Raw genomic sequence first — 4,955 nt, 5'->3', positions numbered from 1 at the left:
TCCCGCCACGACGGTCGGCTCGAAACCCAGGCTGAACAGGTAGTGCCCGCCGAGCCGGACGAGGTGGAACGGGTACACACGTTGGATGGCGTGCGGCACAAGACCGACGGGAAGCAGCACGTCCTTGGCGCCGTGCGCCTCTCGTAGCCAGGCGGGGATCACGACCTCGGAGATGGCTCTGACCTCCGGGTTCCCGCCCCGGTCACCCTCGTTGAAGGGCAGCTCCTCGGCGCCCCCGCCGTCCTCCTGGCTGCCGGCGGCGAACGCCGCACCGAGGGCCGCCACCGCGGTCCGGTGTGTGCGGCCGTCGCCGGTGAACTCCGGCCGCACGTCGACCGCCGACATGTCGACCCAGCGGTGGCGGACGTCGATCCCGCCACCGAGCGGGCGGACGTTCCGGCCCACCTGGTCGCGCGCGGCGGCGAACTGACGCTCGCCGTTGATACGGGTGTTGAGCCACTCGTCCGGCGTCGGCCCCCGACCGGGTTCGAGGTCGAGGTTGGGGCTGACGTCGCCGGGGTTGGTCTGAGCGAAGGCGGTCACCAGTGCCGGGGTGCCGCCGGCCAGGTAGTCCTGGCCCGCGGCCTCGCGCTCCCAGTACCAGGCGGCGTACCCCTTGTTGTCCGAGGAGGAGAGTGCGTTGGCGGCGGTCATGGAGGTGGCGTGCGAGGCGAACCAGTTGATCACCCCGACGAGCCGTTCACCCCTGGTGATCTGCAGGGACTGTGACCGGGGGTCGATGCCGGTGGGGAAGTGCGCGCGTTCGTCGGCGGTGTCCCGGTCGAACGAGCCGCGGGAGCGGTTGACCCCCGCGTCGTACAGGTGGCCCGTGGTGACCCCGACGCTCGACGGGGCGAGGTCGTGGTGCGCCATTCTGACGGCGTCGACGATCCCGGCGCAGTTGGCGTCGAAGGTGACGGGCCGGAACCCGAGCATCGACAGGTCGACCATCGGGTGACCGGACGTCCCGCCGGGTGCGGCGTGGGTGTGCGTGGCCGTGATGACCACGTTCCCCTCGTGATAGGTGTCGCCGAACTCCGCGGACAGGCGTCGCAGGACCTCCTGTTGGATGGACTGGAAGATCAGCCCGATCTCGGCGGTCACGTGGACGAACCTGGGTGACGACGGCGAGTCGGCGAAGACGAACGCCCGGGCCCGCTGCCGCAGATGCAGACCCCCGGAGTGCTGCTCGGTGTCGGCATACCCGTTCATCCCGGCCCCGAGGGATTCCCCGGTCATGTCGCCGATGCCCCGCCCCACGTACATGCGGGTGGCCTGCGCGGGCGCGACCGCGGGCAGGACGGAGTGCAGTGCGACCACACTGCCGAGGGCGGCGGCCCCACCGAGGACGGTGCGGCGCCGGATGCCGCGATGACCGGCTCCGTGGCGGTCGGTGACGTGGTGAGACATCGGCATCGGGCTCCCAGGGTGCTCGGGCGGCTGGTGACCTTGGTCACCTCATGGGACGTCAGAGTACCCAACTGGACGCTTGACCGGGGAGGGCCCCTGGTGGACGAGGACGGGTACCCGGGCGACGAGGACGGGTACCCCTGTGAACGAGGACGGGCCCCCGCGCGGCTGCACGGGGGCCCGTTCGTCGGCTGGGGGTGGTCAGCTCTTGGCGGCGGCGTAGCGCTCGGCGACGTCCGCCCAGTTCACGACGTTCCACCAGGCCTTGACGTAGTCCGGCTTGACGTTCTTGTACTGGAGGTAGAAGGCGTGCTCCCACATGTCCAGCATGAGCAGCGGGGTCATGTTGATCGAGATGTTGCCCTGCTGGTCGGTCAGCTGCTGGATGATCAGGCGCTGTCCGATGTGGTCCCAGCCCAGGACCGCCCAGCCGGACCCCTGCAGGGTGGTGGCGGCGGCGTTGAAGTGGGCCTGGAACTTGTCGAACGAACCGAACTCGGCGTCGATCGCGGAGGCCAGCTCGCCCTCGGGCTTGTCGCCCCCGTCGGGCGACATGTTCTGCCAGAACACCGAGTGGTTGGTGTGGCCACCGAGGTGGAAGGCCAGGTTCTTGCTGAGCAGCGGTGCCTTGGTGGAGATGGTGCCGTCCTCGCGCGCGGCGGCGAGCTGCTCGAGCGCGTCGTTGGCGCCCTTGACGTAGGTGGCGTGGTGCTTGGAGTGGTGGAGCTCCATGATCTCGGCGGAGATGTGCGGCTCCAGCGCGCCGTAGTCGTAGGCGAGGTCGGGAAGAACGTACTCGGCCATAGTGGTGAGTCCTCTCAGTTGGGTGACGGGCTGCGCGTGGGACCTGCCCATGGCGCCCGTCACGACGTCCGGTTCCCACCATAGTGATCGCACACCGGCGGTGTCGGCCACCGGCGCAGCGGCTCCGTGGGTACCCGCCCGACCTGCCATGATCGGAGGCGTGGATCATTCCGGTTCGACCCCTGTCCGCGTCATCTCCGTCTCCGCGGTGGTCCTGACCCGGCCGGACGGGGCCGTGGTGACCGTGCGCAAGACGGGCACGGACCGCTTCATGCTCCCCGGAGGCAAGTGGGAGCCGGGGGAGTCCCCGCTGGCCTGCGCGGTCCGCGAGCTCGGGGAGGAACTGGGGTTGACGATCGCCCCGGAACTCCTGACCCCGCTCGGGCGGTTCGACACCGCGACGGCGAACGAGCCCGGGTTCAGGCTGGTCTCCGAGGTGTTCGCCGCGGAGACGGAACAGGACATGGAGCCCCGGGCGGAGATCGCCGAGGCCCGCTGGCTGACGTCCGCCGAGGTCCGGGGCGTCGCGCAACTCCCGGAAGACCGTTGCGCGCCATGGGCTCCGCTACTGGTCAGGGTCGCTCGCGAGGGCTTGGCGTGACGGGGTGGCCGCCGATCAGACGGCGAGGATCGCGATGAGTGCGAGGAGCAGCAGGGCGGCGGTGAGGACGCTGACGGCGAGGTTCCGGTGACTGACGTGCTCACTGCACCCCGACCCCTCGAAGGGCTGGGACGAGCCGCGGTCGAGAATGTCGTGCAGCTGCTGTGCGGCGGGCTTTGAAGCGGTCACGTCGAGCTCCCCACTGGTCGATCTGCGGCCCACCCTATCGCGAACTATGGTGTTCGTCACATCACGTCCGGATCATGCGGCCGCCGCGGGGTTACCCTGGCTCCATGGGCTGGCTACAGGACGTGATCAGACAATCGACGATGCGCACGGCGACCGAGGTGATCGACGCCGACTCGGCTCTGCCGGGCAGATCCGAACCGGTCGCCGTGGCGCCGACCAACATCGTCACCGGCAACCCGATGGTGCCGCCGTTCCCCGAGGGGTACGAGACCATGGTGCTGGGGATGGGCTGCTTCTGGGGTGCGGAGAAGATCCTCTGGCAGCTCGAGGGGGTGTGGACCACGGCCGTCGGCTACGCGGGCGGATGGACACCCAATCCCACCTACGAGGAGACCTGTACGGGGGCGACGGGCCACACCGAGGCCGTCCTGGTGGTGTTCGACCCCGAGGTGTTGCCGGTCGAGCGACTGCTCGCCACGTTCTTCGAGTGGCACGACCCGACCCAGGGCATGAGGCAGGGCAACGACATGGGGACGCAGTACAGGTCCGCGGTGTTCGCCACCACGACCGCGCAACTGGAGACGGCCCGTCGACTGGGGGCCGCCTATGAGAAGGAACTGGACGCGGCCGGCCGCGGGCCCCTGACCACCGAGTTCGGGATGCTCGGAGAGGTCCGGTCCGGTGAGTTCGCCTACGCCGAGGACTATCACCAGCAGTACCTGGTCAAGAACCCCGGCGGTTACGACTGCCACGTCCGTAGCGGCGTGGCCTGCCCGATCTGAGGTCCCGGGGAGCCGGCCTTCTCGGCCCTTTCCGCCCCGCACCTGCCCCTGCCGTCCCCGCTCGCCCCCTCGGCGGCGGCAGGCGCTCCCGCGGATGATCGCCTCGGCGCGATCCGCTCCCGGGCATGAACTCCGGCGTGAGCCGTGGGGCGGGCCGCTGTTCATGGCCAGGGGCGGATGGCATCTGCGCACGCGCATGACGAGGCCGGGCGGATGGCATCCGCGCGCGCGGATGACGGGGAGCAGGGGCGGATGGCAGACACACCCTGTGGTGGGGAGGCGGTCCCGTCAGCGGGTGTGTGCTCGGGACATGCGGAAGGGCCCGGCCGGGATCTCTCCCGGGCCGGGCCCTTCACGTCGATGCGGCGTCAGATCGCTCTGACGTCAGATCACATCGGGGTGATGTTCTCCGCCTGCAGGCCCTTGGCGCCCTGCGCGACGTCGAAGGAGACCTGCTGGTTCTCCTCGAGCGAGCGGTAGCCCGAGCCCTGGATGGCGGAGAAGTGCGCGAAGACGTCGGCGGAGCCGTCGTCGGGGGCGATGAAGCCGAAGCCCTTGTCGGCGTTGAACCACTTCACGGTGCCGGTAGCCATATTGGCGTCCTTTCGAGAGTCGGCACTCCGCTTGTCGGAGTACCAGATGATGCAGCAGAGAGCGTGCTGTGTGTTTCCCTGCGGTGCCGCATCGTTCTCTCGCAAGAACGGTGGATCTACAGAAATACAACGTACGTTTTCAACTACTGAGCAGAACCCTACAGTCTCAGAGCCGGTCCGTCACCCCCACGGGGTGTCCGGCAGGTGAATTCGCCGTTCCACCTCGGTTCCCGGGCGTCCCGACGGGCCTCCGACGGCGAGACTGGGCGGGTGTACTCCGACCTGACCCGCGAACTCGATTCCCTCCTGGGAGACCTCGGCCCCGGCCGTGCCGGACGGGCACGGGACATGGAGCGGGTGGACCCGACCCACCGTGGGGGCGCCCTGAACCTCGTCGACTACGCGACCCTGCGCCGGCACGACCTCCGGGATCTGCAGGACCGACTGCTCGACGCCGGCGTGTCCCCGCTCGTCGGCTGCGAGGACGACGTGGAGGCGGCACTCCGGGCCGCCCGTGCCGCTCTGGCCGCGCTCGGGGGGCAGGACCCGACGCGCTTCGCCGACCGTCACACCACG

The 4,955-nt window shown here is 69.7% G+C and carries 6 protein-coding genes and 1 pseudogene; 3 read left to right on the top strand and 4 right to left on the bottom strand.

Annotated elements, in window-relative coordinates; all coding sequences use genetic code 11:
• Both G6021_RS10320 and G6021_RS10315 read right to left on the bottom strand, forming a co-directional pair.
• Positions 1–1,416: neutral/alkaline non-lysosomal ceramidase N-terminal domain-containing protein (locus G6021_RS10320; RefSeq protein ID WP_241736513.1), on the bottom strand; the 1,416-nt coding region annotated here is incomplete at its 3' end.
• A 195-nt stretch (positions 1,417–1,611) separates the two neighbouring features.
• The gene (locus G6021_RS10315) at positions 1,612–2,214 is read right to left on the bottom strand and encodes a superoxide dismutase (RefSeq protein ID WP_031265000.1); all 603 of its coding nucleotides are present in this window, start codon (positions 2,212–2,214) and stop codon (positions 1,612–1,614) included.
• 160 nt (positions 2,215–2,374) lie between these two features.
• On the opposite strand from G6021_RS10315, the gene G6021_RS10310 reads away from it, so the two are divergent.
• Positions 2,375–2,815, top strand: coding sequence for an NUDIX domain-containing protein (locus G6021_RS10310; protein ID WP_259848389.1), 441 nt, complete (start codon positions 2,375–2,377; stop codon positions 2,813–2,815).
• A 15-nt stretch (positions 2,816–2,830) separates the two neighbouring features.
• Here the strand turns inward: G6021_RS10310 and G6021_RS10305 are convergent, their stop codons facing one another.
• Positions 2,831–3,004, bottom strand: a complete 174-nt coding sequence (locus G6021_RS10305; protein ID WP_182611188.1) for a hypothetical protein — start codon at positions 3,002–3,004, stop codon at positions 2,831–2,833.
• A gap of 104 nt (positions 3,005–3,108) precedes the next feature.
• On the opposite strand from G6021_RS10305, the gene msrA reads away from it, so the two are divergent.
• Positions 3,109–3,786, top strand: a complete 678-nt coding sequence (msrA, locus tag G6021_RS10300; protein ID WP_182641230.1) for a peptide-methionine (S)-S-oxide reductase MsrA — start codon at positions 3,109–3,111, stop codon at positions 3,784–3,786.
• A 389-nt stretch (positions 3,787–4,175) separates the two neighbouring features.
• On the opposite strand, the gene G6021_RS10295 is transcribed toward msrA, so the two are convergent.
• Positions 4,176–4,379, bottom strand: coding sequence for a cold-shock protein (locus G6021_RS10295; RefSeq protein WP_007629661.1), 204 nt, complete (start codon positions 4,377–4,379; stop codon positions 4,176–4,178).
• Between the two features lie 204 nt (positions 4,380–4,583).
• Between G6021_RS10295 and G6021_RS10290 the strand changes: the two are divergent.
• Positions 4,584–4,955, top strand: a pseudogene (locus G6021_RS10290) (hypothetical protein); the annotation flags it as partial.

It is taken from the genome of Dietzia sp. CW19 (genome assembly GCF_014145265.1).
In the GTDB taxonomy this organism is placed as follows: Bacteria; Actinomycetota; Actinomycetes; order Mycobacteriales; family Mycobacteriaceae; genus Dietzia; species Dietzia natronolimnaea.
Note: the sequence above shows the minus strand (reverse complement) of the source record. Positions and strands in the feature narration are given on the sequence as shown.